General features: G+C 42.8%; 29 protein-coding genes. 14 read left to right on the top strand and 15 right to left on the bottom strand.

Features of this window, described 5'->3' with window-relative positions; all coding sequences use genetic code 11:
• Positions 1–906: 906 nt before the first annotated feature.
• On the bottom strand, positions 907–3588 hold the full coding sequence (locus LC605_RS00880) for a TIGR03960 family B12-binding radical SAM protein (RefSeq protein WP_229545698.1): 2682 nt from the start codon (positions 3586–3588) through the stop codon (positions 907–909).
• A 148-nt stretch (positions 3589–3736) separates the two neighbouring features.
• Positions 3737–4066, bottom strand: a complete 330-nt coding sequence (locus LC605_RS00875) for an STAS domain-containing protein (RefSeq protein WP_229545697.1) — start codon at positions 4064–4066, stop codon at positions 3737–3739.
• Positions 4067–4660: 594 nt separating this feature from the next.
• On the opposite strand from LC605_RS00875, the gene LC605_RS00870 reads away from it, so the two are divergent.
• Entirely contained in the window at positions 4661–4861 is a 201-nt protein-coding gene (locus tag LC605_RS00870; RefSeq protein WP_179067590.1) for a hypothetical protein, read from the top strand.
• 548 nt (positions 4862–5409) lie between these two features.
• Here LC605_RS00870 and LC605_RS00865 read toward each other — a convergent pair.
• Complete coding sequence (locus LC605_RS00865) at positions 5410–5775, bottom strand: hypothetical protein (protein WP_229545732.1); 366 nt, start codon at positions 5773–5775, stop codon at positions 5410–5412.
• A 301-nt stretch (positions 5776–6076) separates the two neighbouring features.
• Here LC605_RS00865 and clpS point away from each other — a divergent pair, with 301 nt between their 5' ends.
• Positions 6077–6358 carry an ATP-dependent Clp protease adapter ClpS gene (gene clpS / locus LC605_RS00860; protein WP_069070124.1) on the top strand — a complete coding sequence of 94 codons (282 nt, stop codon included), beginning with the start codon at positions 6077–6079 and terminating at the stop codon, positions 6356–6358.
• A 101-nt stretch (positions 6359–6459) separates the two neighbouring features.
• Entirely contained in the window at positions 6460–7284 is an 825-nt protein-coding gene (locus tag LC605_RS00855) for a CPBP family intramembrane glutamic endopeptidase (RefSeq protein WP_229545696.1), read from the top strand.
• A gap of 209 nt (positions 7285–7493) precedes the next feature.
• Here LC605_RS00855 and LC605_RS00850 read toward each other — a convergent pair whose 3' ends face one another.
• On the bottom strand, positions 7494–7727 hold the full coding sequence (locus LC605_RS00850; protein ID WP_229545695.1) for a hypothetical protein: 234 nt from the start codon (positions 7725–7727) through the stop codon (positions 7494–7496).
• 80 nt (positions 7728–7807) lie between these two features.
• Here LC605_RS00850 and LC605_RS00845 point away from each other — a divergent pair, with 80 nt between their 5' ends.
• Together LC605_RS00845 and LC605_RS00840 are read left to right on the top strand one after the other, a co-directional pair.
• Positions 7808–8035, top strand: a complete 228-nt coding sequence (locus tag LC605_RS00845; RefSeq protein ID WP_229545694.1) for a DUF2281 domain-containing protein — start codon at positions 7808–7810, stop codon at positions 8033–8035.
• 76 nt (positions 8036–8111) lie between these two features.
• Positions 8112–8687: a Uma2 family endonuclease gene (locus tag LC605_RS00840; RefSeq protein ID WP_229545693.1), complete on the top strand. Its 576-nt coding sequence runs from the start codon at positions 8112–8114 to the stop codon at positions 8685–8687.
• Positions 8688–8845: 158 nt separating this feature from the next.
• On the opposite strand, the gene LC605_RS00835 is transcribed toward LC605_RS00840, so the two are convergent.
• The 3 genes from LC605_RS00835 to LC605_RS00825 all read right to left on the bottom strand — a co-directional run bounded on the left by LC605_RS00835 (position 8846) and on the right by LC605_RS00825 (position 12642).
• On the bottom strand, positions 8846–9484 hold the full coding sequence (locus tag LC605_RS00835) for a pentapeptide repeat-containing protein (protein ID WP_229545692.1): 639 nt from the start codon (positions 9482–9484) through the stop codon (positions 8846–8848).
• Positions 9481–10878, bottom strand: a complete 1398-nt coding sequence (locus tag LC605_RS00830; protein ID WP_229545691.1) for a DICT sensory domain-containing protein — start codon at positions 10876–10878, stop codon at positions 9481–9483. The genes LC605_RS00835 and LC605_RS00830 overlap by 4 nt, the downstream gene beginning before the upstream one ends.
• 171 nt (positions 10879–11049) lie before the next feature.
• Positions 11050–12642: a photosystem II high light acclimation radical SAM protein gene (locus LC605_RS00825; protein ID WP_229545690.1), complete on the bottom strand. Its 1593-nt coding sequence runs from the start codon at positions 12640–12642 to the stop codon at positions 11050–11052.
• A gap of 757 nt (positions 12643–13399) precedes the next feature.
• On the opposite strand from LC605_RS00825, the gene LC605_RS00820 reads away from it, so the two are divergent.
• The 5 genes from LC605_RS00820 to LC605_RS00800 all read left to right on the top strand — a co-directional run bounded on the left by LC605_RS00820 (position 13400) and on the right by LC605_RS00800 (position 16108).
• Positions 13400–13795, top strand: coding sequence for a DUF1830 domain-containing protein (locus tag LC605_RS00820; protein WP_229545689.1), 396 nt, complete (start codon positions 13400–13402; stop codon positions 13793–13795).
• Positions 13796–14059: 264 nt separating this feature from the next.
• Entirely contained in the window at positions 14060–14521 is a 462-nt protein-coding gene (locus LC605_RS00815) for a DUF4079 domain-containing protein (RefSeq protein WP_229545688.1), read from the top strand.
• A gap of 129 nt (positions 14522–14650) precedes the next feature.
• Positions 14651–15217 carry a hypothetical protein gene (locus LC605_RS00810; protein WP_229545687.1) on the top strand — a complete coding sequence of 189 codons (567 nt, stop codon included), beginning with the start codon at positions 14651–14653 and terminating at the stop codon, positions 15215–15217.
• Between the two features lie 2 nt (positions 15218–15219).
• A complete protein-coding gene (locus LC605_RS00805) occupies positions 15220–15375 on the top strand; it encodes a hypothetical protein (protein ID WP_229545686.1) in 156 nt (51 codons plus the stop codon).
• The gene (locus LC605_RS00800) at positions 15335–16108 is read left to right on the top strand and encodes an ATP-binding cassette domain-containing protein (protein WP_229545685.1); all 774 of its coding nucleotides are present in this window, start codon (positions 15335–15337) and stop codon (positions 16106–16108) included. Before LC605_RS00805 ends, LC605_RS00800 begins: the two co-directional genes overlap by 41 nt.
• Positions 16109–16384: 276 nt before the next feature.
• Here LC605_RS00800 and LC605_RS00795 read toward each other — a convergent pair whose 3' ends face one another.
• Positions 16385–17158: a response regulator transcription factor gene (locus LC605_RS00795; RefSeq protein ID WP_229545684.1), complete on the bottom strand. Its 774-nt coding sequence runs from the start codon at positions 17156–17158 to the stop codon at positions 16385–16387.
• Between the two features lie 585 nt (positions 17159–17743).
• Here LC605_RS00795 and LC605_RS00790 point away from each other — a divergent pair.
• Positions 17744–17992 carry a DUF6761 family protein gene (locus tag LC605_RS00790; RefSeq protein WP_229545683.1) on the top strand — a complete coding sequence of 83 codons (249 nt, stop codon included), beginning with the start codon at positions 17744–17746 and terminating at the stop codon, positions 17990–17992.
• Positions 17993–18555: 563 nt separating this feature from the next.
• Here LC605_RS00790 and grxD read toward each other — a convergent pair.
• The 3 genes from grxD to LC605_RS00775 all read right to left on the bottom strand — a co-directional run bounded on the left by grxD (position 18556) and on the right by LC605_RS00775 (position 20058).
• Positions 18556–18879 (bottom strand): Grx4 family monothiol glutaredoxin, encoded by a 324-nt coding sequence (grxD, locus tag LC605_RS00785; protein WP_229545682.1) that lies wholly within the window; start codon positions 18877–18879, stop codon positions 18556–18558.
• Between the two features lie 91 nt (positions 18880–18970).
• A complete protein-coding gene (locus tag LC605_RS00780; protein ID WP_229545681.1) occupies positions 18971–19228 on the bottom strand; it encodes a BolA family protein in 258 nt (85 codons plus the stop codon).
• A 224-nt stretch (positions 19229–19452) separates the two neighbouring features.
• Positions 19453–20058 carry a hypothetical protein gene (locus tag LC605_RS00775; protein WP_229545680.1) on the bottom strand — a complete coding sequence of 202 codons (606 nt, stop codon included), beginning with the start codon at positions 20056–20058 and terminating at the stop codon, positions 19453–19455.
• Positions 20059–20794: 736 nt separating this feature from the next.
• On the opposite strand from LC605_RS00775, the gene LC605_RS00770 reads away from it, so the two are divergent.
• On the top strand, positions 20795–20944 hold the full coding sequence (locus LC605_RS00770) for a hypothetical protein (protein ID WP_229545679.1): 150 nt from the start codon (positions 20795–20797) through the stop codon (positions 20942–20944).
• A gap of 119 nt (positions 20945–21063) precedes the next feature.
• Here LC605_RS00770 and LC605_RS00765 read toward each other — a convergent pair whose 3' ends face one another.
• The 4 genes from LC605_RS00765 to LC605_RS00750 all read right to left on the bottom strand — a co-directional run bounded on the left by LC605_RS00765 (position 21064) and on the right by LC605_RS00750 (position 23684).
• A complete protein-coding gene (locus LC605_RS00765; protein ID WP_229545678.1) occupies positions 21064–21822 on the bottom strand; it encodes a 1-acyl-sn-glycerol-3-phosphate acyltransferase in 759 nt (252 codons plus the stop codon).
• 112 nt (positions 21823–21934) lie between these two features.
• Complete coding sequence (tadA, locus tag LC605_RS00760) at positions 21935–22420, bottom strand: tRNA adenosine(34) deaminase TadA (RefSeq protein ID WP_229545677.1); 486 nt, start codon at positions 22418–22420, stop codon at positions 21935–21937.
• Positions 22421–22749: 329 nt separating this feature from the next.
• Complete coding sequence (grxC, locus tag LC605_RS00755) at positions 22750–23064, bottom strand: glutaredoxin 3 (protein WP_229545676.1); 315 nt, start codon at positions 23062–23064, stop codon at positions 22750–22752.
• 47 nt (positions 23065–23111) lie between these two features.
• On the bottom strand, positions 23112–23684 hold the full coding sequence (locus tag LC605_RS00750) for a DUF981 family protein (protein ID WP_229545675.1): 573 nt from the start codon (positions 23682–23684) through the stop codon (positions 23112–23114).
• Positions 23685–23995: 311 nt separating this feature from the next.
• Between LC605_RS00750 and glpX the strand changes: the two genes are divergently transcribed.
• Together glpX and LC605_RS00740 are read left to right on the top strand one after the other, a co-directional pair.
• Positions 23996–25033: a class II fructose-bisphosphatase gene (gene glpX / locus LC605_RS00745; protein WP_229545674.1), complete on the top strand. Its 1038-nt coding sequence runs from the start codon at positions 23996–23998 to the stop codon at positions 25031–25033.
• Between the two features lie 464 nt (positions 25034–25497).
• Entirely contained in the window at positions 25498–26784 is a 1287-nt protein-coding gene (locus LC605_RS00740; RefSeq protein WP_229545672.1) for a glutamyl-tRNA reductase, read from the top strand.
• Positions 26785–26843 lie beyond the last annotated feature (59 nt).

The following is a 26843-nucleotide window of genomic DNA, read 5'->3' as shown; positions in this document are numbered from 1 at the left end:
ACTTGTAATTCAAAACTCACCGCGTCTTTGCATCAGTTCCAATTAGCAGTGTTTTCCCAGCTTGATATTATACTTTGGCTGCCCTCACAACCCTCAAAAGGCGCTACTGATAATAAAAATCGCAAACCTGAGCTTCTAAGTTAAATAGCTATTGGCGCTCTTAAGAGCATTTCCACGGCTGATTATTCCAGAACGGCTGCATATTGTTTAAGCAATTAAATCAACCGTCCGTGGTTGATTTGTGATGCAATACCCTCAAATCTTGAGAGTTCTGAGTTGAAAGTTCTAAATCCTGAGTGGCATTTTAACTCAGGATGCTTTATTTGAGAGTAACCGACTGAATTCGTTAAGAAAAAGAAACTATTTCTATTTTCCATTCCCCGGATTGATCCTTAGGGTTATACTCAGCAGCGCCAGTCACAACCCGATCTTGAGCCGTTCTAGCTGAAGACGAGCAGGGCTTTGCGCGTCTGTGAAGGTCTACAAGTCGGTATAACCGACAGTAGTTGATACCCTTCTCCTTACGGAGACGCTACGCGTAGCTTGCTTCCACAAAGTGGTACGGGAACGCCAAAGGGGAACAACTTTAAATCAGACATTCAGCAGTTATTTTAAAAGCATGGATTTAGAGAAGCTAACCGAGCCTGCTGTTAGTTACTGATTCACAAGGTAGCTATAGAGAGAGTGTGCGTTCTTAATTATGCTTTTTGTTTGTCTGGGATAAAATCCGAGAAGTTGCACTCTAATATCTTTGCTTTCGTCCCTTGAATACCAGGGTAGTGAACCAGCTAATTCAATGCAGGGTCAGAAAATTTCTCTTCACCCCATTTTAACGCAACCTTGCTAAAAATCAATTCCTATGAGCTGCGATGTGGGGACAACTACTAGCAAGTTGCCCTACAGGGATTATACCCCTAAAATTAGCCGATTGCGGTGGATGTGCAGGAGTTGAAATTCTACACTAGCCACTGTCTCTAGCATAAACAGGATTTGTTCGGGACGCAATAGCAAACCGTCCTGGCGATAGCTACCTAGATAACGGATCACAGATGATATAGATTCTGCTTTGCTATTGTGGGTTTCCACTAGTTCCAGTTCAAATAAGCGATCGCGCAGATTTATTAACTGGCTCTTGCCTGACTTAGTTGTTTGCTCGTACCAAAGCTCCTCTTTTGCTTTGATTGTATCAATCCAGTCTTGCCATTGTATGGGTGTTGTTTCTGCAAGTGCTGCTACAGTAATCAAATACTCTGCGGATTCTAGCAGTTGGGTAGCGGCACTAGCTTTTAAATCTATCTGCTCCACATTATATATGGGTATGTCTGTGGGCATTTCACGAGCCAACTGTTCTTGGAAAGTATCAACTTCCACTGGTACGGTTAACTCAAAATCTGCAATTTCACCACTGCTAGTAGCCCCTAGAGCTAAAGCAGTTGCTAGGGAAATCCGCGGCATTGGATGAAACCCACCAGTGAAAGCGATTGGTAAGCCTGCTCGCCGCACAACTCGGTCAAACAGACGGATTAAATCAAGATGGCTCGTCAATGCCATATTACCCTGTTTCCCAAACCAAACTCGCAGTCTTTGCGCCTTAGTTGTGTTGGGGACAAATTCGCCAGCAAATTTTGGGATAGCAGGTGATTCAATCACGATGTTATGTCCAAAATCGGTGCCACACACGCCACAATGAGAACAACCTTCAAAAGAGCAGTCGGGCACAATTGCAGCTTCTAAAGCGCGTTGCAAGTCTTCTTGAAGCCACTTTTTATCAATCCCGGTATCGATATGATCCCAAGGGAGGGGAATATCGAGGGAGTTAGGAGTGAGGAGTGAGGAGTGAGGAGTTAGGAGTTGGGTATTTTCTCTGTCCTTCTGCGCTTTTGTGTGAAACAAATTCCATTCGCCATTTTCTAATTGGCGATATTTCCAATCTAAACCTGCTTGGGCGATCGCAGACCCCCAAGCACTAAAAGCTTGATCTAAATTATCATACCAGGAATCCATACCAGCACCTAATTCCCAGGCACGGCGGACTACTTTGCCCAAATGGCGATCGCCTCGTCCCAGAAAATCTTCCATTGCCGAAATGCGGACATCGGTAAAATTTACTTTCACTCCCTTGATTCGGCGGAATTCTTGGCGCAACAGGTTTTGTTTCCTTTTAAACTCAGTGGTAGAAACTGAGTGCCACTGGAATGGTGTATGGGGCTTGGGTGTAAAGTTAGAAATCGTCAGGTTAAAGTTTAGAGCTTTTCTACCTTTGCCCCGACATTCTCGCTGTAGCCAGCTTACGGTTTCCGCAATGCCCACAACGTCAGCATCGGTCTCACCCGGTAAGCCAATCATAAAATACAACTTTATTTTATCCCAGCCTTGCTCCCAAGCCGTTTTCACCCCCCGCAACAATTCTTCATTGGTTAAACCCTTATTTACGATGTCTCGCATCCGCTGAGTTCCAGCTTCTGGAGCAAAAGTCAATCCACTTTGGCGCGTACCTCCAAGGATGTTGGCAATATTTTCATCAAATCTGTCTACCCGTTGGCTTGGTAGAGTCAGAGAAATGTTTTCATTTTTTAAGCGATTTTTGATTTCCATCCCCACTGCTGGTAGGGACAAATAATCAGAACAACTCAGAGATAGTAGGGAAAACTCATTGTAACCAGTTGCCCGCATTCCTTGTTCAATTGCTTCTACAACCTGATCGGGTTCTACATCCCGTGCTGGTCGAGTCAGCATTCCTGGTTGACAGAAGCGACAGCCACGAGTGCAACCACGCCGAATCTCGATGGTTAAGCGGTCATGCACCGTTTCTACGTAGGGAACTAACCCAATGGAATATGCTGGTATGGGAGTTGCAACCCGTCGCAAAATTCGTTTGGGCACGTCTGGGCAACGAGGATGAACTGAGCCATCTTCTGCCATGTCGTAAAACTGAGGCACATATACGCCTGGTATTTGTGCCAAATCCAGTAACAGATGTTCGCGACTTAATCCTGCTTGTTTGCCTTCTTCCAACACTAAACCAATTTCTGGCAGCAGTTCTTCTCCATCTCCAAGGGCGAAAAAGTCGAAGAACTCGGCGTAAGGCTCAGGATTCGATGTTGCTGTTTGCCCACCAGCAAAAATCAACGGAAACTGGGACTGGAGATTCGGAAATTCTCCCCCTGCTTCCCCTGCTTTTTGCCGTTCTCGCCACGTCAAGGGAATTTTAGCCAAATCCAACATTTCTAGGATATTAGTTGCACCCAGTTCATAACTGAGGCTAAAGCCTAAAATGTCGAATTCTGTGAGCGATCGCTTTGACTCTACCGCAAACAATGGCGTATTAGTTTCGCGTAGTTTCGCTCCCAGGTCTTTTCCTGGGAGGTAGGCGCGATCGCACAATTGACGCGGTTGGGCATTCAAGATGTTATAAAGTATGATGTGCCCTAAATTCGATGCACCGACTTCATATACTTCTGGGTAGGTTAAAACCCAACGTATTGCTGTCGTATCCCAAGGTTTGTGTACTGCTAACAGCTCGTTACCCAGGTAACGGGCTGGTTTTAAAATGCCTGTCGTGATTAATTTTTCAACTGCAACAACCACTGTGCTATCTTCTAGCTACCTTAATTACAGCTACCCAAACCTAACCTTAGCATTGAATTAGCTCTTCTAACAGAGTTTATCTTTGCAACTTACAACTCCTTTACATAAAGTCCACTGATTGCCCGAACCTTTGTGTTTTTACATAAAGTTATGTTTCAGGCAACTCGCCTTCACCGTCTAATATTTCAAATACCCGATCGAGTTGCGTCAGTTCAAAAATAATTCTAATTGATGGAGCAACACCGCAAAGTTGGCAACTCCGTCCTAAACTCCCAGCCAGTTTGTGTGTAGATAACAATGCCATCAACCCGGCGCTGTCTAACGATTCTACTGCTGCTAGGTCTACCACCAAGATGGAAATACCATTTTGTGCCAACGCTGTAGTCATATCTCGTTCAAATTCCAATGCGTTTGCAGCATTCAAACACTCTTGGGGGCGAATAACTGCAATCTTGGGATAGTTAAGCACTGCCTGCATAGTTACATCCTATTAAGAATTTTGAAGCGTCAAGCTAAGGATTATTTGAACATAAACTGTATTTTGTTGCATCGTCCATATGTCTGAACTCTCTTTGCGGAATCTTTATTGCTTTAGTCTCTCTGTTTAAAGATTGTCATAATTCCAGTTTAGAATGTGTTTATATATACTTTTTTTTTATGCCAGTTCAAAAACAATCAACATAGACAGTCACAAGAGCAGACAAATCATTAGTAACTATGCTGATAAAACTTGCTTAGTGATAGCTAAAGCTAATTTAGCCGAGTCTTAACAGTAAGTTAAATCTCTTACTTGAGCTTTGCTGATGGCATAGGGCAAAGTCATATCGCAATCCTAAATGAGTTGTAAGAAAACTCACCCCCAGCTAACGCCGTCCCCCCTTGCCAAGGGGCGGATTACAGGGGGGTTGCAATAATTTCAAATTTTCACAAATGATTTAGGACTGCCATAAGGAATTATCTATCTAACTAATTAAATTGTGATATATATCACTAGTAAATTAGTATTTGGATCACTCTTTATACTTAGACTAATCTGGGATGATTAGTATCATATACAGTTGGCTTATTACTTATGAGAACTCAGTACGCTATTCGTAAATTGGTAGAAAAAGCTCTTGACATTAAAAAACTAACTCCTGAGATAGAAAATGAAATCAACTCAGAACTGACGGAACTGGGTTACATTTCTGATGTTGATTACGAAGCCCTAGAATTATTAATGGCAGAGATGGATGCTGGCCGAATCCAGTTGGTTCCTAGCCTGGGATATTAAAATAATTCGTAATACCTCGACTTACTTAAGAGCGGGACAAGTCAGGGCGAGTCGCTCGACACAAGGAAAGTAAATTTTGTTTTGTAACAGAGCTTGATAAAACCTACATTCCGCACCCTCAGCTGTCACAATCGGTTTTTACTGGTTTTTAAACAGAAACAAAGCTACTGAATATACATAAAAGCAGTAAAATAACTTAAATATGAAGATGCACAAGCATAATCTGCAACTACAACAATCACAAAAACTTAGTAATTACACTATGTGACACCCCAGGGTGCGGAACGTGGGATAAAAAGCTACAAAACTTGCCGATAACCTTAGTAAAGATGCAGCATAAAATCGTGGCCAATTGAGGGTTGAAATTTAAACGCATAGGCGCAACTCTTGGAGACGCACTCGCGAACGCCTTCCCGCAGAGTAGGAACGCACAAGGGTAATACGCATAGGCGCAACTCTTGGAGACGCACTCGCGTTCGCCGAACCGTAGGGTAGGGGCGCAGAGAATTCGCTACGAATTAATGAAACGTTGTACTTAGCTTTATTGTCTAATCCCTAATCTCCAATCCCTCTTGGTATGATTGCCAAAGTTGGTGAATAAACTGATTGAGTTGTTGTTTGGCAGCTGAGTCAGTTTCATTTTTTGGTTCTTTTGCTAAAACTTGGCTCAACAAGCTGATTACTTCTGTGTCTAAAGCTGGCCGAAATAAATTAGCAGGCCAAAGCAGGTCAGACGCATCTCGCAAATCCGTAATTAGCGGCGATTCTTGAATCAAAGTGACCATTAATAAAGGACGCACCCAGCACAACTGGCGGGAAACTACAAATTGAATGACTTCTGCATACAGATTCCTGTCGCCATACTCTAAAGACACAATTTGTCCCGGTTGAAGAAAATCTAGGCTAATGTTCATCATTACGGAGTTTGGGCAGTGGCAAGGATTGTTTTGCAACTTCCTGAATTTTAAAACTGAAAATGCACTACTTTTAAGGAAAGCTTCTCTAAAGATTAGGGTAGCACTCTTACGGCAGCCATGTCTTAGACATCTGCCTCACAAGTGGCTACGGAAAACTAATACGACCAATCCCAGACAGCCAAGGGTTTTTCTAGGATAGGATCTGGACATAAATGCTATAGAATAGGTAAATAACTGTTAAGCGATCGCTACACAAACACTTTGTAGTAGTGAATCAACAAGAAAAGAGCAAAGAGCCGTGTCAGTTGAAACTATTCAAAAGCCTTCCACAACCCGTAAGCTAGCGCCTCGGTATCGCGTTTTGCTCCATAACGACGACTACAACTCTATGGAGCATGTTGTGCAGTCACTAATAGCCACTGTACCAAGCCTTACCCAACCCCAGGCTGTCAGCATCATGATGGAGGCCCATACTAACGGGCTAGCTTTAGTCATTACTTGCGCTCTGGAACACGCTGAGTTCTATTGCGAAACATTGAAAAGTCACGGTTTAAGTAGCACTATTGAACCTGATGAATAGTCGTTGGTCATTTGTCATTTGTCATTGGTCATTTGTCATTGGTCATTGGTCATTGGTCATTAGTTGAAATTTAGAGTATTGACTGGTGACTTAACATTGGTATGAAAGAAAACGTTGTCCGTTTAGCTGAACGCCCTGCCCCTATTAGGCTGGGTGCTTTTATTTTGACTTTATTGTTGCTATGGTTGCCATTGGCTACACCAATATATTTACTAGTACATGATTCAAACCTAGAAAGTATATTGACATTGGTATTGTTATATGTAATATTTATTTTTCTTCTGAGATTATGGGGTAAATATGTCTACCAGCAGCCCCAAATTCTCCGGCATTATGGCTTAGAATTCACGCGGCAAAATGGCGTGGATTTACTGCGTGGCTTGGCTATGGGCATCATTAATACTCTGATACTTTTTGGGGTACAGAATTTGTTGGGTTGGTTGGTGTGGCAACAACCGAAAGTTTTTTTGCTGAAAGTAATTTTAGAGGGTTTACTTGTTGCTTTGGGTATTGGATTTGCTGAGGAATTATTATTCCGAGGCTGGTTGCTAAATGAATTACAACGAGATTACAGTCTGCGTGTGGCACTGTGGACAGATGCAATTGCGTTTGCTACATTGCACTTTATTAAACCCTTGGAGGCAATTATTCATACACTGCCGCAATTTCCAGCTTTAGTACTGCTGGGATTAACGCAAGTATGGGGAAAGCGTTGGCGGAGGGGACGCTTGGGTTTTCCAATTGGTTTGCATGGTGGTTTAGTTTGGGGTTATTACATTATTAATGTTGGGGAATTAGTGAAATATTCTGGTGAAGTTCCTGATTGGGTAACTGGTGTGAATAATAATCCCCTACAAGGAGTGATGGGGGTGTTGTTAATGAGTGTACTAGCTTTATGGATACGGGGGCGAACAGTAAAAAATTAAAGAACAACATTAAGTATTTGTAGGGTGCGTTAGCGTTTCGCGTAACGCACCATTCTTAAGGATTCGGTGCGTTACGCGAAACGCTAACGCACCCTACGTATCTGTTCAGAAATCAAATAGTAGTCCTATATTTTGGGCAGTTGTTGATAATCGTGAATCGCCAAAAATGTACCAAATTATTGCATGGGTGTCAGCTACAGCACGCAGCATCAAATATCCTCCCGTGGAAAGTTAGCCCATTCTTCACTACGGGCTAGATCAATTTCCTCTGTGGAAGGTGCATTTCCTAAATCAGCACAAAGTCCCCACAAGGATTGGCGGGGAAGGGTAGACACCTTATCTGTTAACTCGCGTTCTATCTCAGGAGCAATTTGCTGGATCAAACGTACTTTGTCTACAATTGAAAGCTGCTTTGCTAGTTTGATAACTTGTTGTAAACTCACAAATTTTCACCTGCTTTATCTGCAAAAATTCTAACAATAGCTGTAATGTTTTTCATAAAAATTGCCAAGGAGAAAAAACAATGATACAGCCAATCATTTTAGAAAAATTAGAAGAACTCCCTGAGTCTCTTCAGACAGAAGTGCTTCATTACATTGAGTTTTTGATAGAGAAGCACGCTAAAAACTCTACCGAAGAAAAGCAGACAAACAAGCGTCGCGTTGCTGGAACGATGAAAGGAATGTTTGTTCTGCCATTGCCTAATGACTTTGATGAGCCGCTTCAAGATATGAAAGAATATATGGAATGAATAGATTACTATTCTGTCGTCAAAGGAACTACAACGGCAAATGCTAAACTACATTTATCAAGCTTGAGAAGCAATTATGACTGCCTTAATTCTCAACTTAAGTCCTACCATTGAGCTAACAGATGACCAGTTCTTCCAACTCTGCCAGAATAATCGTGACCTCCGCCTTGAGCGCACAGCAGAGGGAGAACTGATTATTATGCCGCCAACTGGATGGGAAAGCGGAAATCGCAATAGTAAACTGACACAGCGTTTAGGTAACTGGACTGATGCTGATGGTAAAGGACTAGCTTTTGATTCTTCAACAGGTTTTAAGCTTCCCAATGGTGCTAACAGATCGCCTGATGCATCTTGGGTAAGTCGGAAAAGATTAGCAGCCCTCAACCCAGATCCGGCGAAGTTCTTACCAATGGCTCCTGATTTTGCCGTAGAATTACGCTCTGCTAGCGATAGCTTGAAGACTGTGCAACAAAAAATGCAAGAGTACATTGATAATGGTGTACGTCTAGGTTGGCTGATTGACCCCCAAAACCAGCGAGTCGAAATTTACCGTCCAGGCAAAGATGTTGAGGTTTTACAATCCCCTACTAGTTTGTCAGGAGAAGATGTGCTACCTGGGTTTGTGCTGGATTTGGCACAGATTCTAAATTAAGCGATCGCCTGACTAAAAAAGTGTTCCCATTGCCGATTTGCGATCGCACTCAGCATAGGAATGATTGCGATGATTGAGACTTGTGCGGCAACGGGTGTCATTCTGGGTAGCCCTGGAAAATACAAATAATCAGCATAGGTAGTTTTTTGGTACGATCTTTACGCAAGCGTTTCTACTACTGTCCCCACTAAACACGCTTTATTCAAATTAACGCCGCTCAAATTTGCACCTTCTAACTCTGCACAGAGTAAATTCGCTCCCGTCAAATTTGCCCCCGCTAAATTCGCCCCCCTTAAGTCAGCTTCTTCCAGGTTTGCTTCACTCAATAACGTCCCTTGCAAATCAGCGCGACTCAAATCTGCACCTTTGAGATTTGCCCCTGTTAGGTTTGCACCGCGCAAGTCAGCACCGCGCAAATCAACGCCTTGCAAGTTCACATTCATCAAATTGGCGCCACTCAAGAAAGCACCCACCAATGACACATCACTGAGTCTGGCTCCCATCAAGTTAGCGCCGCGTAAGTTACTACCCCGCAAGTCAGCACCCGTTAAATCTGCTTGCATTAGGTTCGCTCCCATCAAATTCGCCCGCAAGTCAGTTTCTTGGAGGTTAGCCCCCATCAAATTTGCCCCTTCCAAATGCCCACCTTCGAGTTTAGAACCAGCGAAATTAGTGCCGACAAGGGTAGCGCCAGCAAGATTAATCCGGCTTAAATCCAGTCGGGAGAGTTCCTCGTCTTCTAAATTTGCCCCTGGAAGTTGTTTGAGTTTTCCTAATCTAATGGCTTCAATATTCATGTAAAGTAACTTCCAATCTGCTCACTGATCTTGCTGTGGCTGTCCCATTGGGAATCAAGTATCCAGATACCGGCGCTGAATTTGGGTGTCATAATGGGTAAGTCGAGTCCCTGTTGTAAACCCATAACTAATAAAGTTAGGGTATCTACAAGTTTAGGGTCAAAGCGGTTAGATTGTTGCTGTTTGCACTCATCTAAAGCTTGTGTAAATATCTGTTCCCGGCTTTGATTTGAGGACTTTCGCTGATTGACTCGCCACTGAAAGTCTGCCAATAATGCCAAAATTCTCGACTCTAGGGGAATTTCATCTCCAGCTAAACCTGCTGGTTCTCCTGTGCCATTCCACCACTCGGTTTGGTGAGTGATAATTTGAGCAATTGCTCGTAATCTTGGCATGGTTCGCAATACTTGCGCCCCCGGTATTAAGGGACAAGTTAAGGGAGAACTGGGGGCATCTTCTTGGTAGCGTGTGGATATACCACCAGTGAGAACGCTTTCGGCTTTTTGTAACGGATCTATGCGATGCAACAAAGCTGCTAGCCGCAATCTTTTAATCTGCCATGCGGGAAGATCCAAAAGCTGGGCGATCGCCTCAGCAAGTACTACTACTTCCGCAGCTGCCATTGGATTGTTGACATCTGCCATATCCATCAGTTGTGCCATTCGCAAAAAGGCTTGGATTTCGTTAGAAACCAAGTTGCGATCTAGGGTTTGTTTCTGATGCGCTGTCGGGATGGATAAATTATCTTGCCCAGTCTGGAGGTAATCTACTACACGGGAGACAACTGCACCTAAATTTTGCGATCTGTCCATTGAGGGTACAATTTGCTGTTTATCGGCTGTGAGTTTTTTCGCCAGTTCTGGGTTGTATTTTTGGATGTGAGCGATCGCTATTTCTGCTGTCTCTTGTACTAACTCTGGCTCAAATGTCCACAAGCCATAGAATTTCCGCTCTAAGTCTGATGTCGGTATTCCAGTGCTGCCATAATCAGCTTCTGATAATTCTTGACAAATTACCATTGCTGTGTATTTAGGCGATAAAATAATTAAGTGCCACTCCTGCGCCACTGGATCAACTGGATCTAATGCCACTAAGTCTACATTGGGTAGAAGGCTGGTAGGATGTTCTCCAAAGCCGGATTCCGCGGCGGCCATGATGGCAATTTGGCAACTGCACTGGGCGATGTCTGCATATCGTTCAGCTTCTTGTAGATACCATTTTCCCTGTTGGAAGGCTGTGATCACTAGGGGTGTACCGTCGTCGGTTAAGATATGATCTTCGAGAGCGTGGCACAGGGCAACTAAGGTATTTTTGTAGTAAACACCGAATCGAATTGGCCTGGTGGTGTGGCGATGAGCTGTTTCTAGCTGTTGTAAGATTGAACCTTCTAACATGGGATTTGGTAAAAATAACCGCAGAGGCGCAGAGGACACAGAGGAAGAGAGGCAGGACTTAGGCAATTGCTCAAAAGCTTAATTTTATCGAACCGCCAAGGCGCCAAGAGCGCCAAGAGTTCGTAGGGTGTGTAAGGCCTAAGAGGGAGAGAAATTCAGAAGTTGTGTTTTCTAGGATACACCTGCTAACTGTTTTTCTTTCGTCTCTATTGGTGCGGAAAGTGCTGCTTCTAAGTCGGCACAACCCAGCTTTTCTTCTAAAATTTTCATGACTTCGCGTCCGAAGTCGTTGGGGTTTTGTTGCCAAGCTTGCAAGCAGACTTCGCCGAAGAATGAACCAAGGGGTTCGGGATTCCAGAGAAGTTTTTTGGCTGTCCACGGCATCAAGCTCATTGGATCGTATCCTGGTTTGAGGATGCCTTCTTTGAAAGCGTATTCTTCTAAATGGGTATGGGGTTGCAGGCCAATAAAGAAGATGGCAGGTTCGACTTTATCAGCTCCAAAAATCCGTTCTAGTTCGCGGTGGTAGGCGATGGTTTGACGGATGGTTTCGGGACGTTCGTCAATGACGTTAAAGGAGTAGTTGACGGAAACTAAGTCGTTGAAACCGGCTGCTTTTAAGTCACGGCAGTTTTGCAAGACGGTTCGCAGGTTATACCCCATCCGCATTTTCCGGACGAGTTCTTGAGAACCACTGGTAATACCGATTTCAAAGTAGTTCATCCCGGTTTTCGCCATCAAGTCGCACAACTGGGGTGTTAAATTGTCGGCTCTGATATATGCTGCCCAGTGGATATCTGTCATACCAGAATCGACGATTTTTTGCAAGAGTTCTATGGCATCGTCGATAAATTTTCGTGCGGGGATGAATTGGGCATCGGTAAACCAAAAATTGCGAATGCCGCGATCGTATAATTGGCGCATCTCAGCAACTACTTCATCTGCTGGGTTGATGCGTACTTGTTTCCCTTCGACAACAGTGTAGACGCAATAACAACAGTTGTGGGGACAACCACGTTTAGTTTGTACACCTATATAAAAGTCTTCTTCTTGGAGGTAAAAGTTAAATTCTGGCCAAATGGTTTCGATATAGTCGTAGTTACAAGCTGTCTTTTCTAGTGGGGTGGGTTGTTCGTGAATAAGCCGTTTCCGTGGTTGAGTTTCTCCCGCAACATAACAGCGTTCATCTCGAAAATCTCTACCGCTTAAAAGTTTTTCCAGCAGGGTTTCCCCTTCACCCACAGAAATAATTGTTCCTTGGGGTAAGCTTTTACCCAATTGTTCGTAAAATACGCTGACTGCACCACCACCGACAACTACACGGGCATTAGAATTATATTTTTGGGCACGCTTTAAACCGCGTTTAATTAAGCCCTGGTTTCGCCATAACTCTACATAGTAAGCGATGAAGATTCGTAAACCGCCCAATCCGCCACGTAGTTTCAACAGAGGATTCTTCGCGTAGTAAAATTCAAAGGCGTTTTGTAGTGGGTTGCCACCACGTCCACCAACTGGGGCATAAATTTGAATATCCCGCCAAGAAAATACTAGCAGTGTCGGTTTAAATTCATCGATACAGCGATCCAGAGCAGAATTGTAGTCTAAAGGTGGCACTGTTCCTAAATCAAAGATGCGCTGTTCAATATTAGGAAACTGCTTATGGACATGATCGCTCAGGTAGACAACCCCAATAGGAAAGATGGGGTTACAAGGAAGGCGAACGTAAAGAATTCGATTTTCCATCATTTGTGTTTTGACTTCCATCTTGCCGATCTTTAGAGAAAGCGAGAAAAATATCCAGTTTTAAAATATGTCCTTGTTTTATTCGATTTTAATTATCGCGATCGCGCTTGACATTTCACTTGATTGCTGGTAATGAGAAAACTAGTGTTAGCAATTGCCGGAAACGCAAAAATTGCTATGCATAAAACATACATAGAATTTATAGATAGGCTTTATGAAGATATTTTTCATATAGCTTTACCATAACATTGAGTTTATTCATTAAGCGATGATCCCAGCCTATTAATTCTGGGATAGATAAAACGGCAAAACTCACTTCCTCCCTAGGCGAAAAGCAAGGGGATCGTCGTCTGATCTGCCTTAAGAGAATTAAAGCTTTTAAGTAGGTCGGCGCAATTAAAGCTAACTGGTAAGGGCTGTCATTTGTCTTAAGTCATTGTTTATTAGACATCTGGTAGAAATTAAATATGCGTTACCCAGAACCCTTGTAGAGATGATTAGTAAGGATTTTAAGCCTATTTACGTTTCGTAACATAAGTTTGTTTATTTATGCCAGTTTACTTACATAAAGAAAAAATATTAAAAATTTTTGTGTATAGTGTATAATTCCGAAAACGCCACAAATAATTACAAAGTTTTCACAAGTAAAAATATATCTTTAGAAAGAAATAATCTCCAAAGACACAGTTGGTATTCACAGTTACAGCAACTGGGGATCAGTGAGTGCTAGGCTTGGGTAGTGTAATGTAAAATTGTGGCGTAAAGCTCCTCAGCAGTTATGGCTCAAATATTAGATCCTCTACCACCTGAGCAATCGGGAAAAATTCTCTGCTGCTACATAAATGCCACGAGCAAAATACAGGTAGCTCGCATCTCCAATATTCCCAACTGGTATTTTGAAAGGGTTGTTTTTCCTGGACAACGTTTAGTCTTTGAAGCTCCGCGAAAAGGCCAAGTGGAGATTCATACAGGGATGATGGCAAGTGCAATTTTATCCGATAAGATTCCGTGCGATCGCCTGATGCTCGATGAACCCAGCGTTTATGAGTTTGATACAGACTCATTAGATGAAAAAGACCCTTTTAATACCAAACTAATGGTGCAGCAAATTAATACAAAAATCGGAGATACTACAAAACCCTTGCAAATCCTTGGTTTAGCATCGGTTGATTAAAAAAAACAATTTTACTAAATTTAAGGGTTGCTAATTCAGCAGCCCTTTTTATGTGTTAGTCATTTGTCATTGGTCATTTGTCATTTGTCATTTGTCATTGGTCACTTGTACTGAGCGACTCGCCCTGAGCGCAGTCGTTCGCGTAGCGTCCCGCTCTTAAGCGAGTCGAAGTATTGGTCATTTGGCATGGATCAATATTAATAGTTCTTCTTCGCCTGCTCCCTCATCTTCCACAGTCTCCCACTCTCATCTACAATCATTCTTATGAATCTGCCTTCATTTCTTTGGTTGTGGAAAATAGCCGCCTGGTCGATGGGGCTGTCCCTGCTGGCATATCTGATGTTAGCAGTCACCGGTATTTGGATGTTTCGGGCGAGAACTTCGCAGCAATTCCCTTTTATTACCCCATTTATGGGCGGAAATAAAGGTGTGCGATCGCTCCACTATACAATGGGCATCAGTATGGTAAGTTTAGTGCTACTACTGCTAGCGATCGGCATTGTTGGCACTTTAGGGCACTTTGGCTCTCTCGGTCACTCATCACACCTAATCGCTGGATTGATAGTGGTAGCATTAGTTTTACTGTCTGCTTTCAGTGCGACGCAAATTAGTCCCATCCAACCTTGGGCTAGACCCTTACACATCGGCGTAAATATTATTTTATTTCTAGGATTTGCCTGGGTATCCCTCACTGGTTGGATTGTAGTGCAAAAGTATTTACCCTAAAGAATTAGTAATTATAGCCATTTTCAATCTGGTGAGGTACAGGGGGAGCAAATAGACCTAACCCCTTTTCAACAGTCCAGCTAAGACATAGACCTACCGTACAATGAAGAAAAACATTGTAATTGAGCCGTGACAGCAAACTCAGCCAATATATCAGCTTCTGTTTTTCGTCTGTCTCCTTTGATTAGGGTAACGTTGCTGAGTCTATACATAGCACTCACAGTCCCATTACCCTTTTTATCGCAGGTAACAGCTGCACCCGTACCCCCAACATTATTGTGGATAGGGATTAGCATTGGCTTAGTGGCCTTGTATGGGGTATTAACTGAACAAGTAATGGTAGATGACGACGGAATTCAGGTTACTTACCCCGCCTGGATACCTGGCTTTTTTCGTAAAGGCTGGTTTTTACCTTGGTCAGAGGTGAAAGAGTTAAAACCCCGCACCACTGGTCAAGGAGGGCTAGTTTATTACTTCCTCAGCCAGGATGGGAAAGCTTATTTACTACCAATGCGTGTAGCTGGATTTGCCCGTTTCCTGGAAATTGTGCAAGCAAAGACGGGCATTGATACTACAGATGTTCGCCCTTTAGCACAGCCGTGGATGTACCTGATTTTACTGGGATTCACTCTGCTGCTACTATTAGTCGATGGCTGGGCGATCGCTACAGCCTTAACTACCACACAATTAATCTAATAATGGGGCATTGGGCATTAGTTATTAATTCATCCCCCTCATCCCCCTCATCCCCCTCATCCCCCTCATCCCCCTCATCCCCCTCATCCCCCTCATCCCCCTCATCCCCCCACTCTCTTGAATACAGCAAAAGCCACACTCAGGCTAGAGCAAGTTAATCTATTTACCAGGCTGAAAACCCAACTTCCCGGCAATCAGCAAGGATATGCCATATTGCAGGATATTTCTTTAGAAGTATTCCAGAGCGAACGCATTGCCATTGTAGGGCCAGTAGGCGCTGGGAAAACTTCGTTATTACAACTCCTCAACCGCCTAATTGAACCCACGAGTGGTAAACTCTATTTAGAAAATCAAGAATATGGCCAAATTCCTGTCATCCAGCTACGCCAGATGATCACCCTTGTATTGCAAGAATCAAAACTGTTGGGGATGACAGTTGAGCAAGCCTTGGCTTATCCTTTAGTTTTGCGTGGTTTGCCCAAACAGACAATTCAGCAACGAGTCAGTCACTGGACAGAACAACTGCACATTCCCAGTGAATGGTTAGGGCGAACAGAGGTACAACTTTCTGCTGGACAAAGACAACTAGTAGCGATCGCTCGTGCCTTGGTCACCCAGCCTAAAATATTATTATTAGACGAGCCAACCTCTGCCCTAGATGCTGGTACGGCTTTTCATCTAATGCAAGTCTTAACCCAGTTGAGTCAAACTGATCAAACCACGATTCTGATGGTAAATCACCAACTGGAACTAGCCCAGGTGTTTTGCACCCGGTTATTACACCTGCAACAAGGTCATTTATTAGCAAATCAAGCAGTCTCTGAGATAAACTGGCTTGAATTACGAGAAAGCTTAATTCAAGCAGAAGCTCACGATGATTTTGGATTTTAAATTTTGGATTGGTCAGAAGATAGAAGTCAAGAGTTAAGTAAGTTGGCGCGAAAAAATTAAAGTATGTTAAGAAACATAAATAGCCTTAAAATTTTTACTAGTGACCAATGACAAAGGACAGCCTTAGCCAGTTAGCTTTAATTGCGCCAACCTACTTATTATCTTACTTCCCAATAGACATAGGAGTGAAATTAAATATGCGTTACCCAGAACTCTTGTAGAGACGTAGCACTGCTACGTCTCTACATTCGGAGGTGTCTAATTCCCAATTCGCCATCACACTTGACTACTAGTAAGTGTTGAACGTTGATTATTAAATCTCTCTCTAGCTAACTTTGTTGTTTGTGACTGTGAAATATTGGTATTCAAAATTTCCATGTTAAAACGGTATCCAACATTGCGGATAGTTTGAATCAAATTAGGTTGTCGGGGATCAAGTTCAACCTTTTTCCGCAGTGATAAAACGTGAGTATCAATGGTACGAGGATTATCGATAGCATCAGGCCAAGCACGACGCAGCAATTCCGACCTACTCAGAGGCACCCCCCCAGCTTGTGCTAAAACATACAGCAAACTGAATTCCTGGGGCGTTAAGTCGATGAACTCCCCTTGGAAGCGGACGCGGCGCTGAACTAAATCGATTTGCAAAGTGCCATAATCCAAATAAGCTGGTGCAGTAGGTGTGCGCTGACGGCGAATCAGTGCCTCTACCCGTGCCAAAAACTCTTGCATCCCAAAAGGTTTACTCAGGTAATCATCTGCACCCGCCTTTAAACCTGCAACGATATCAGCTTCAGTATTACGGGCAGATAGCATTAAAATTAGAGGCTGCTGCTGACGATGCAACCAACGACAAAACTCAATGCCATCACCATCAGGTAGGTCTGCATCTAAAATAACCAGTGTTGGTTGATGGCTTAAAAATACTTCCCTTGCTTGATAAATGCTGGCAGCTTGATGCACACGGTATTCCAGTTGTTGCAAGTGCCAACCCAACAATGACCTCAGATGGGGATTCCCCTCAATGATTTCTATACAAACCGAACCCACGGTGGCAAGACCCCTTAGCGTCTGATGACTTTCAAAGTAACAAGCCCATCTCTAAGGTTTTGTAGCCTTTGTTACTTCAACTGCTACCAGCTTTACATTTCCTCATCAAAAGCGTGGCAATATCTTTAATTTATGCCTTGCAGAAAGGCGATTAGAAATCTTATTAAATTTTTATTAAATTTCTCGAAAATATTGTTAGACTGATCAAAAGTTCTTTTAGCTTAACATTCCCATTGAGATGGGTTGTAGTGCGGCAAATATCCATAACCCAACCGGCTAACCGTTAATACAGGAGCCTTTCAACCTGATGGTAAAAGTAGATTTTTTTCGCAAAAATCAGTGCCCACATCCAGGAACATAACGTCAATACAATTGGGCTGTAGAATATGAAAATCAGAAAAATAAGTTAGCACCTAACTAGAATCGATGTTTTCTGGAATAGGATTAAAGTAGATTGTAGCTGATATGAGGGTACTACCCAAAGTAGATGTGTTTACTTTAAGTTGATGCCAAAGTGAAATTACAGTTCACATTTGAGCGCCAATCATTTACAATTCTCATTCCAAAGAGATTAATACAGCAGTTATGCTCCAAGACACACAAACCATCCGCTATTACCAAAGACTTACCGATGCCTTTGTCGAGTTATGGAATCGCGGTTATCGCACGGATGATATGCGGATGTATTTGGATGGATATCTAGCCGCACTGCGACAGAGCAATGTCATTGAACCTTTTCTGATTCATCGCCTAGAAGAGGAAGCCAGCCGCTACTTGTACGATGGCTCAAACTTTGCAGTGCCGCAACCACAGCCACAACCCGATTACTACTAACTACCATTTACCTGGTCATTAATAGTAACTGTTAATTACCGCAGATAACTATAACATATTATCTGTATTGGTCAACAGGTTGTCGTGGTGTGAGATTTTGGAGATTTAAATTGTATTGATTAAACCCATCCTCCAGTCCCATTGGCAAAGCCAATGGGACTGGAGGATTGTTGGCTAGCTATAAAAAAGTGCGCCTCCAAAATCTGGGGAAGTGAACCCAAAAATTAGGAATTACCTTAGCGCTCGCGTAGAGAAGCGGGGCGTAGCCCATTACGAATTAGGAATTATAGCGCTTCTCGATTGAGTGCAATACAGACCTAACCCCCAGCCCCTTCCCTACTAGCGTTGGGGAGTAAGATTCAACAGTTATCAGTTATCAGTTAATTTTTCTGTATTGAGTTAGAATCTCCCATATCTCTGGCATGGCGTGTTTGGTGTCGTTGTCAAATCACCGAGAGAGTTACTGTGATCACTGATAACTATTAACTGTTCACTGATTTAAAGCCTCTCTCCTAAAAGGAGAGAGGTCAAAGTGTATTGCTTCCATTCGAGAACCGCTATAGTTAAGAAGCTAGTGCTACTTCTACCTTTTCCTGCAATTCACCTTTTTGGTACAGTTCAATCAAAATGTCAGAACCGCCAAGAAATTCACCATTGATATACACTTGTGGAATGGTCGGCCAGTTAGAGTATTCTTTAATTCCCTGACGGATTTCAGAGTCGGATAGAACGTCAACCGTCTCGAAGGGAACTCCTAAAGTATTGAGAATCTGCACAACGTTGTTGGAGAAACCACATTGGGGCATTAACTTGTTTCCCTTCATGAAAACTAAAATCTTGTTCTGTTGTAGCAAGCTATCAATTTTATCTTTGAGTTCTGGTGTCATGGTATTTATGTTTCCTATGTTGCATTGATCGAGTCAAGAGTGAGGAGTTAAAAATTCATAACTCCTAACTTCTAACTTCTAACTCCTAACTTTAGGAACTTGCTGTTGCTTGCCAAGCTTCGGGAGTGTATGTTTTCACCGCCAAGGCATGAATCGCTTCAGTTGACATAGCTTGACCCAACGCACCATAAACTAACTGGTGCTGTTGCACTAGTCCTTTACCTGCAAAGTCCGATGAAACTACTGTCACCTGATAGTGGTCGCCGCCACCAGTCAAGTCTTGCACCTGAACCTGGGCGTCTGGCAGTTCCGCCTTGATCATTGCCTCAACCTGCTGCGGACTAATCATCGCAATTCCTGAAAAAACTTACTTTTCTATTATTAACAGATATAGAGCAAATACCTGTGCCAAGTTCAGGTTTCGCCAAGGCTGTAGATAAACACGCCTTTGAGGTGTATTTTTGATCAGGCTGGGTCAAGGCCACGGCGGATAGCCCTATTTTAGCACTGGAGCGTTCCAAGCGATCGCTTAGGGAGATGGAGTTAGGGAAAAACAGGCAACAAAAATTTAATTTATTTTTTTGGGGATGAGGAAGATGAATTAGCACCTTCTCTGGGATAGGGAGAATCAACAAAACCCAACTCAAACAACTGTTTGTACGCTTTCTTGCCTAAATCCCGCGTTGGGTTTTGACTCTTAATTATTTGAACCAACAACGGTACAGCTAATTCTGGCTGATTTTGTGCCCGATGTACCAATGCTAACTGAAAGGTGGCTTCATCTCGCTTTTGGGCCGTTAATAGAGCCTTTTGGCGCTGAGAATCAGAAACTCTATTGTCAATTCCCGAAAAGCTAGCGTTTAATTCTTGATAAAAATTAGATAGCTGATTATAAACCTGACGTGCTTCTTGCAGTTTCTTGGCAGCTAAGGGGTAGTTTTGAGCAGAAACGGCTTGTTCTGCATCTTTCACGAGGCGATCGCCGCCTTCAATACTCAAAAGGCTGTTACTTTGGGTTATGGGGCGAAGATTGTTAGGATCGTTGGGGTCAATGGGTTGTGGGCTAGTAGTGCTTGGTGACTGTGATACCTGAGCATTCACAGGTGATAGCAGGCTGATGACTGCTATGACTGATAAAACAGTACGGTGCATCAAGGTAACAGTGGCAGCAGTGTTCATGGGATCAATTAGTGCGACAACTATATAAAAAAGTTATGGAAACTTCGGGTATCTTAACTCTGTTTTGGTCTTGGACAAAGCAAAGCCACATCCTAAGTATCTCTGATTTAGACTGAAAATCCGCTTAATTGAGTTCCCAACTGTCTGTCCTTACGGCTACCGGCTTTCTTCCCCAATAATTATTTCAGCTTAGGTTGGATATTTGAGAGTGTAGTTTTCTCAAGGTAAGACTAAAACTTTATTTTTGAAAGTTGAGTATACCGCAATACGGTTGGGTTAAGAAAAATAGTAGGTTGGGTTGAGCGTAAGTAAGTTGGCGCGAAAAAATCAAAGAAAGTATGTTACGAAACGTAAATAGCCTTAAAATCTTTACTAGTGACCAATTGACAAAGGACAAATGACAGCCTTAGCCAGTTAGCTTTAATTGCGCCGACCTACTTAAGGGTTACCCAACAAAACTTTGATAATGTTGGCTTTCGTTCCTCAACCCAACCTACACCTACGCCAGTTTTAGTTTTTAGCCTTAACCCAAGCGTATTGGAGTATACTGCAGTTATTTTTTTAGTTTTTAGACTTTAATATAGCTTGATTTTTTGTGAAAAATCTGGATATATCTCAATAATTATTGTCAATGAGCCTGTTGAAATCATGTTAAATTACTGATGCTTGCAAAAGCTCTATAGAATGAAAATTTTGACTAGAAAGTTGAACTATTGCAGGAGGTTAGAAGTAAAAAATGTCTAATAATCTTTCTCGTCGTCAAATTGCCGGACTCACTGGTGGTTTCGTTTTCGCAAATATAATTACTGGCTTAATTGCAAATGGTCGGGCACAAGCACAGACCGGGAGTTTCAATAATCTGAGTAAAAATAGAGCGTGCGTTTGAGAGGATGTTTGAAAAGTGTTTCGCTGTGACTTTGGCACTTTTAGATCCCCCCTAACCCCCCTTTTTAAGGGGGGAACCGGAATCAAGTATGTTTTCAGAAATCAAATCGGAGTCCTATATCAAGAATTAGTAATTTCTGCAAATGCGTGATTGGTAATTTTTGTTTCTTGATGGCTTAATTGTTGCAGTGCCTTTGCTAAATCAGCTGTGATGTTTTTGGCATCTTGTTTTATACAGCCACTCATGTAATCCGTTACTCTAATTGGGGAGCCAATGTCAATACTCACATCTGTACCCCAATTTGGATAAGGTTGGCTGTAATTAATGCCTATGGGTATAATTTTCACTCCCAGCCCAGAATGACTAGATTCAGAACTCAAAGCAAGACGAGCAATTCCCGCTTTCAACTGGTGAACTTGACCATCACGAAAAATGTTCCCTTCTGGAAAGATTACCAGAGTCTTTTGCTGGCGAAGTAGCTCAACTCCATGTCGCAGTGTGCGGATTGACGGATGCTTAGAATTTACAGGAAACCCCCCCAAACGTTGGACAAACCAGCCTTGCAAACCTTGGCATTCATCAATAGTCACCATGAACCGCAGGTCTTGTTCTCTCCGACAATTAGAGGTAGCGTAGGGTATGAGCAATGCATCCCAACGCGCCCGATGGGTAGGCGCGAAGATTACAGGCCCAGTTGTAGGGATATTTTTTTGTCCGGTTATTCTAATTTGTCCAAAGAATAATGGTAATAGGCAGTGACGCCCTAATAAATATGCCACAGGACTTAACCAAGGAGAAACCCTTGAGGTAGTGGGGGCCACTTCAGGATTTGCTGGTGTCTGCTGGCAGGTATCGGATGAAGAGTAAAATTCCATCATGACGAATGCCGCTGATTGACGCGTAAAATTTAACGAAAAGTCTGATTAGTTACACCGTAGATTCTCTTGCGTGACTTGTGTCGTACTAGATGGACAGTTTTACCTCTGTCTGCTAGTTTCCCTTACGCCGCCTAGTAGCAAACCAAGCCTGTAATTGTTCACGACAAGCCGACTCTAGAATGCCTCCCATTACCTGGAGACGGTGATTAGAAGCAGAGCTATCGGGTATGTTAATAACTGTACGAATGGCTCCAGTTTTGGTATCGTCTACTCCATATACAAGTACTTTTAGACGCGCTTGTACAATAGCACCTGCACACATCGGGCAAGGTTCGAGAGTGACGTAGAGGGTGCATTCATTAAGATGCCAATTTTGTAAAGTTGTTGCAGCTGTCTTGATAGCAAGAATTTCCGCATGAGCGGTAGGGTCTTTGTCACGCTCTTTTCTGTTTTCTCCTTGTGCCAGCAATTTGCCTGTTGAATCAATGATAACAGCACCTACAGGGACTTCACCTGCATCACCTGCTGATTTTGCTAATTCTAGGGCATAATTCATCCATTGTTGATGTATAAGATATTCTGTGTATTGAGTTAACATATACTTATCAATATAAAAATTTTAAAATTATGCTTGCTTTTGGACGAGTGAGACACCATCTACAAGCAAGTAAAAGTATATAGACCGCAGACTAGAAGTCTTGTCATTACCTACATTTGACAATCCCCGCTTCGCTGTTATCCCGCCTCGGAATAGAATTCCAAGGCTAATAGCTAAAGTCCTCTCAAGAGGACTAAACAAGAATTTCAGTCCACTTGAGTGGACTTTAGCTATTAGCCTAGAACTTAAGTTCTAGGCGGGATGTGCGTCACTGGAATACTTTAAGTGTTACAAAAATGGGGGTAATGACAAGGACTAGAAATCTGAAGCTAAATAGCGGTTTGGGCTAAAAGGGGATCGAGTTGACTTTGTCTGTCTAGTTGATAGAGGTCATCACAGCCGCCAATGTGCTGGTTATTAATAAAAATTTGCGGTACAGTACGGCGTCCGTTTGCGCGTTCTGCCATTTTAGCTCTGGCTGCTTCGTCGCCGTCGATTTTATATTCGGTAAAGTTTACACCTTTCCACCACAACAGCATTTTGGCACGAATGCAGTAAGGACAAGTTTGCCATGTGTAAAGTTCGACGTTGGCTTTGACTCGCTCTGGATGGCGATTTAAGAAAGGATTAAGAAAGTCCAGCATATTTTCTTAAGCAAGGTTTTAACTATGTCTCTAGCCTAGATCATTGCTTACCGCATCGGTGCTGGAACCCACTTTTGGAAACCCTCTAAATGATTCCAGTAAGCCAAATATCCAGTCAATGCCCAAATTAGAGCGGCTACTATCAGCACTGCTACGCCAATTAGCCGCCAAGTTCTGTTGGTTTTCCAATAGAGGGTTGGCGCTGCAAAAATACCACCTAATCCAGTTAGAATAAAGCCGATTCCTGATAAAAGCGGTTGCTTTGTCAAATTCAAGTTGATGATGCGGATACCGACCACGATCGCAGCTAAACCAGCAAAGAAGCCGTAAACTGCTATTGTCAATAAATCCCAACCTTGAGCCAGGGCGATCGCTGCTGCAACAAACAAGATTCCAAATAAGACACTTGTTTCACCGAAGGCAATATTAAAGCTACCGATTACTGGCCAGGTGAAGCTCATGTGCAAACCAGTTGTTAGTGCGATCGCGCCTGTAATCCCAAATCCCGGAATCCACGGCCTTTGGTTAGAAGTATCTATACCACGATACACATAGTCAGCCAGTAGAAATAACCCAGCTACCATATTGATCAACATTAGTGTGATGTAGTCGATAAACACGATTCACCTCTTAATTTGACAAGGTCTTGACTTTTGCGCCTCGTTTTTAGTGAATTTACCAGCTTTTTTATTTATTATTTTATACCTGAAGATAGATACTTAAGAAAAGCAATGTTCTAGATATGTACTGTGACAAATATTTGAACACGTTTTCTACTGGAGTAGTATGACTGAAAAATAAGGATGTGCTAACTGGCACTTTTCTAACGAGTTAGCAGCAAAACTTAACTTTCCTCCACGTGTATCCGCCCTTTGGTAGACTTGAAAACTATGAAACGACGGAAATTCAAGCAGCTGAGAGGGCAGACTCTGTGGAAAATACACTTGGGTTAGAGATTATTGAAGTAGTAGAGCAAGCCGCGATCGCATCCTCGAAGTGGATGGGCAAAGGCGAAAAAGACATTGCTGACCAAGTAGCAGTGGAAGCTATGCGGGAGCGGATGAATAAAATCTATATGCGGGGTCGCATTGTGATTGGGGAAGGCGAACGCGACAACGCACCTATGTTATACATCGGGGAAGAAGTTGGTATTTGTACTCAACCAAATGCCGAAGCTCTCTGTAATCCTGATGAACTAGTTGAAATTGATATCGCCGTTGACCCCTGTGAAGGTACGAACTTGGTAGCATATGGACAACCTGGCTCGATGGCTGTCTTGGCAATTTCTGAAAAAGGGGGATTATTTGCTGCTCCTGACTTTTACATGAAGAAGTTAGCAGCACCTCCCGCAGCTAAGGGTAAGGTAGACATCAACAAGTCGGCAACGGAAAACCTGAAGATTCTGGCTGAGTGTTTAGAGCGCTCGATTGAAGAACTTGTAATTATAGTCATGAAGCGCGAACGCCACAATGATTTAATTAAAGAAATCCGTGAGGCTGGAGCGAGAGTACAACTAATTTCCGATGGTGATGTTGGTGCAGCCATAAGCTGTGGTTTTGCTGGAACTAATATCCACGGGCTGATGGGTATCGGTGCGGCTCCTGAAGGTGTAATCTCGGCAGCAGCAATGCGTGCTTTAGGTGGACACTTCCAAGGTCAACTGATCTACGATCCGGCAATAGTTAAAACAGGCCTGATTGGAGAAAGCAGGGAAGCTAACCTTGATCGTTTAAAGTCTATGAATATCAATGATGCCGATAAGGTCTATGATGCTCATGAACTGGCATCTGGTAAAACTGTTCTGTTCGCTGCTTGCGGCATTACCAGCGGTAATCTGATGCAAGGTGTGCGTTTCTTTAGCGGTGGAGCAAGAACTCAAAGCTTGGTAATTTCCAACCAGTCGAAAACTGCTCGATTTGTTGATACAATTCATATGTTTGGTGAACCCAAGACTCTCCAACTGAACTAATTTTTAGGGAATGGGGAATGGTTAAAGTAGGGTTGAAGTATTAGACATAGGAGTGAAAATGAATTGTTTTGACGTAGCAGTGCTACGTCTCTACAAAGGTTCTGGGTAACGCATATTTAATTTCACCAAATGTCTATTGGGAAATAAATTTTTCTCCAAAACGGAAAAAATTTCCCAAAAGGCTTCATCCCTACACTAGTTAGTAGTTAGTATTTAGTGATTAGTTATTGTTTGTTGCCGGGAAAAACTACCAATCAATAAACAAAAATTCCCCATTCCCTATTCTCACTCAATGCCAGATTGCCAACTACCAACTAAGTAGGTCGGGGCAATTAAAGCTAACTGGCTAAGGCTGTCATTTGTCCTTTGTCATTGGTCACTAGTAAAGATTTTAAGGCTATTTACGTTTCGTAACATACGTTGATTTTTTCACGCCAACTTACTTAGTAACTACGATTTAGCAAATGAATATAGCAGTGGTGGGGTTAAGCCATAAAACAGCCCCAGTAGAAGTCCGGGAAAAACTGAGTATTCCCGAACCACAAATAGAAAGTGCGATCGCTCAACTGGCCAGCTATCCCCATATTGACGAAGTTGCAATTCTTAGCACTTGTAACCGCCTGGAAATTTACATTGTCACCAGTGAAGCAGACCAAGGTATTCGGGAAGTAACGCAGTTTCTTGCGGAACACAGTAAATTACCCGTTCTTTCTCTGCGACAACACTTGTTTATGCTGCTACATGATGATGCAGTCATGCACGTGATGCGGGTAGCAGGTGGTTTAGATAGTCTGGTACTTGGAGAAGGTCAAATTCTGGCTCAGGTGAAGACTACTCACAAACTGGGGCAGCAATATAACGGTATAAAAACCATTTTGAATCGGTTATTTAAACAAGCGCTGACAGCTGGGAAGCGGGTTCGCACTGAAACTAGTATTGGTACTGGCGCTGTCTCTATCAGTTCGGCAGCTGTGGAATTAGCCCAGATAAAAGTGGCAAATTTAGCAGCTTGCCGAGTGGTAATTTTAGGTGCTGGTAAAATGTCGCGCCTGCTGGTGCAGCACTTACTTTCTAAAGGTGCTGTGCAAATTAGTATTGTAAATCGCTCTCGCGATCGCGCCCAAGAATTAGCAAAGCAGTTCCCCCAACAACTGATCCAAATTCATCCGCTATCGGAAATGATGACTGTAATTGCCGATAGTGATTTGGTGTTTACAAGTACTTCGGCAACAGAGCCAATACTTGATCGTGCCAAATTAGAAATGGTTTTAGAAGTTCAGCGCTCTTTAATGTTATTTGATATTTCTGTGCCGCGTAATGTTCATGCGGATGTAAATGAATTAGAAAATGTACAAGCTTTCAATGTCGATGATTTGAAAGCAGTAGTAGCACAAAACTACGAAAGCCGTCGGAAGATTGCACAGGAAGCCGAAAGACTTTTAGAAGAAGAAGTGGAAGCTTTTGATATTTGGTGGCGCAGTTTAGAAACTGTTACCACTATTAGCTGTCTGCGAAATAAAGTCGAAACCATCCGCGAACAAGAGTTAGAAAAAGCTTTGTCGAGATTGGGTTCGGAATTTGCCGAAAAACACCAAGAGGTTATTGAAGCATTAACACGGGGAATTGTCAATAAAATTTTACATGACCCAATGGTGCAATTGCGATCGCAGCAAGATGTGGAAGCCAGACGGCGCTGTATGCAAACTCTGCAAATGCTGTTCAACCTCGATGCAGAGGAACAATTTAGTTAAATTGAACAACAAAATCCTCAGCTTTTGTGAGAAGTTGGGGATCTGAGCTTTTCAATTAG

This window comes from Nostoc sp. CHAB 5836 (assembly GCF_020829445.1).
Lineage (GTDB): Bacteria > Cyanobacteriota > Cyanobacteriia > Cyanobacteriales > Nostocaceae > Nostoc.
This window is presented reverse-complemented; position numbering and strand designations above follow the sequence as displayed.

Coding starts and splice junctions, on each gene's coding strand:
- LC605_RS00875 (WP_229545697.1), bottom strand. CDS start 4,066: ATGCAGGCAGTGCTTAACTATCCCAAGATTGCAGTTATTCGCCCCCAA.
- LC605_RS00870 (WP_179067590.1), top strand. CDS start 4,661: ATGAGAACTCAGTACGCTATTCGTAAATTGGTAGAAAAAGCTCTTGAC.
- LC605_RS00865 (WP_229545732.1), bottom strand. CDS start 5,775: ATGAACATTAGCCTAGATTTTCTTCAACCGGGACAAATTGTGTCTTTA.
- LC605_RS00855 (WP_229545696.1), top strand. CDS start 6,460: ATGAAAGAAAACGTTGTCCGTTTAGCTGAACGCCCTGCCCCTATTAGG.
- LC605_RS00845 (WP_229545694.1), top strand. CDS start 7,808: ATGATACAGCCAATCATTTTAGAAAAATTAGAAGAACTCCCTGAGTCT.
- LC605_RS00840 (WP_229545693.1), top strand. CDS start 8,112: ATGACTGCCTTAATTCTCAACTTAAGTCCTACCATTGAGCTAACAGAT.
- LC605_RS00835 (WP_229545692.1), bottom strand. CDS start 9,484: ATGAATATTGAAGCCATTAGATTAGGAAAACTCAAACAACTTCCAGGG.
- LC605_RS00830 (WP_229545691.1), bottom strand. CDS start 10,878: ATGTTAGAAGGTTCAATCTTACAACAGCTAGAAACAGCTCATCGCCAC.
- LC605_RS00825 (WP_229545690.1), bottom strand. CDS start 12,642: ATGGAAGTCAAAACACAAATGATGGAAAATCGAATTCTTTACGTTCGC.
- LC605_RS00820 (WP_229545689.1), top strand. CDS start 13,400: ATGGCTCAAATATTAGATCCTCTACCACCTGAGCAATCGGGAAAAATT.
- LC605_RS00815 (WP_229545688.1), top strand. CDS start 14,060: ATGAATCTGCCTTCATTTCTTTGGTTGTGGAAAATAGCCGCCTGGTCG.
- LC605_RS00805 (WP_229545686.1), top strand. CDS start 15,220: ATGGGGCATTGGGCATTAGTTATTAATTCATCCCCCTCATCCCCCTCA.
- LC605_RS00790 (WP_229545683.1), top strand. CDS start 17,744: ATGCTCCAAGACACACAAACCATCCGCTATTACCAAAGACTTACCGAT.
- grxD (WP_229545682.1), bottom strand. CDS start 18,879: ATGACACCAGAACTCAAAGATAAAATTGATAGCTTGCTACAACAGAAC.
- LC605_RS00780 (WP_229545681.1), bottom strand. CDS start 19,228: ATGATTAGTCCGCAGCAGGTTGAGGCAATGATCAAGGCGGAACTGCCA.
- LC605_RS00775 (WP_229545680.1), bottom strand. CDS start 20,058: ATGAACACTGCTGCCACTGTTACCTTGATGCACCGTACTGTTTTATCA.
- LC605_RS00770 (WP_229545679.1), top strand. CDS start 20,795: ATGTCTAATAATCTTTCTCGTCGTCAAATTGCCGGACTCACTGGTGGT.
- LC605_RS00765 (WP_229545678.1), bottom strand. CDS start 21,822: ATGATGGAATTTTACTCTTCATCCGATACCTGCCAGCAGACACCAGCA.
- tadA (WP_229545677.1), bottom strand. CDS start 22,420: ATGTTAACTCAATACACAGAATATCTTATACATCAACAATGGATGAAT.
- grxC (WP_229545676.1), bottom strand. CDS start 23,064: ATGCTGGACTTTCTTAATCCTTTCTTAAATCGCCATCCAGAGCGAGTC.
- LC605_RS00740 (WP_229545672.1), top strand. CDS start 25,498: ATGAATATAGCAGTGGTGGGGTTAAGCCATAAAACAGCCCCAGTAGAA.